We start from the raw sequence: 623 nt of genomic DNA, 5'->3' as shown, positions 1-623 counted from the left end.
CCGAGGTGGAGGCGGCGGCGCACCGGGTGGCGGGCGTGACCTCCGCGGCCGTCCTGCCGCCGGCCGGCAAGCGCGGCGCGGTCCTCTTCGTGGTCGGCGACGGCATCAGTGCCGACACCGTGCGCGAGGGGATGCGCCAGCACATCGAGCCGTTCAAGATCCCCCGGCGCTGTGTCCGGACCGACGCGCTGCCCACCAACGGCAACGGCAAGGTCGACCGGAAGAAGCTGGCCGCCCTGGCCGACACCCCCGCTCCGTGACCAGCCAGAAGTGACCGGCCACAAGTGGCCAGCCAGGAATGACCAGCCAGAAGTGCCAGAAGTGACGAGCAAGGAGGACCACTGATGGACCGCGAGGCGATTGTGCGGGCACTGGAAGCCGCCCTGACCGATGTGCTGGAGCGCCCGGTCACCGGACTGAGCGGCGAGGTCAGGCTCTTCGACGACCTGCACCTGGACTCCACCACCATGCTGGAGATGCTGATGGCCCTGGAGAACTCCCTGGGCCTGATCGTCGATCCGGAGGAACTGGACGCGGACGACTTCGAATCGGTGGACACCTTCACCGACTTCGTCCAGACCACCCTGCGCAACCAGGTGCCGGCGTGACCATCACCCAGCCCG

The 623-nt window shown here is 68.7% G+C and carries 2 protein-coding genes; both read left to right on the top strand.

What is annotated here, in order from left to right; translation table 11 throughout:
• Positions 1-260: long-chain fatty acid--CoA ligase (locus CCN44_RS37180; RefSeq protein ID WP_143650264.1), on the top strand; the 260-nt coding region annotated here is incomplete at its 5' end.
• Positions 261-344: 84 nt separating this feature from the next.
• On the top strand, positions 345-608 hold the full coding sequence (locus CCN44_RS37175; protein ID WP_059248078.1) for an acyl carrier protein: 264 nt from the start codon (positions 345-347) through the stop codon (positions 606-608).
• Positions 609-623: the final 15 nt, after the last annotated feature.

The sequence above is a fragment of the Streptomyces tricolor genome (assembly GCF_002155905.1).
GTDB classification, from domain to species: Bacteria; Actinomycetota; Actinomycetes; order Streptomycetales; family Streptomycetaceae; genus Streptomyces; species Streptomyces tricolor.
Note: the sequence above shows the minus strand (reverse complement) of the source record. Positions and strands in the feature narration are given on the sequence as shown.